This window comes from Streptococcus sp. HMSC066F10, from assembly GCF_001813805.1.
GTDB classification, from domain to species: domain Bacteria; phylum Bacillota; class Bacilli; order Lactobacillales; family Streptococcaceae; genus Streptococcus; species Streptococcus vaginalis.
Map to the genome: position 1 here is coordinate 1 of NZ_KV813994.1, position 356 is coordinate 356.

The 356-nt window shown below is 43.5% G+C and carries 1 protein-coding gene; it reads right to left on the minus strand.

Annotated features, from left to right (window positions below):
* Positions 1 to 356, minus strand: a 356-nt coding sequence (locus tag HMPREF2933_RS08445) for a transcriptional regulator (RefSeq protein WP_070583887.1), incomplete at both ends; no start/stop codon positions are given.

Consider the following 356-nt stretch of genomic DNA (forward strand, 5'->3'; position numbering starts at 1 on the left):
TCTTTTAAGTAGGCTCTTAATTCTCGAATCATGGCTTGGCGGCCTTTGAACCGTTCATCGGCTAGTAAGCGCTCATACTGCTCCTGTTTCTCTGGGCTCAGTTGAGCTTGATAGCTATTTAGTTGGTCTCGGAGAATCACCAATTCATCCAGATATAGTTCTTTTAGGCTGAGCTTGTGACCAATCTCGCTCACTTCTTCATAAGCTTGACGATTAAGTTTGCGTTTTTGACTTTCCTGTTTACGGAGGATGTCCAGGATATGATTGCGGAACTTGGTCTTATAGTAAACATAGAGCTGACTTTCTTCTTCTACCAGCTGCGGATACTGGCTTACCAACTGATAGAGCACCAACAT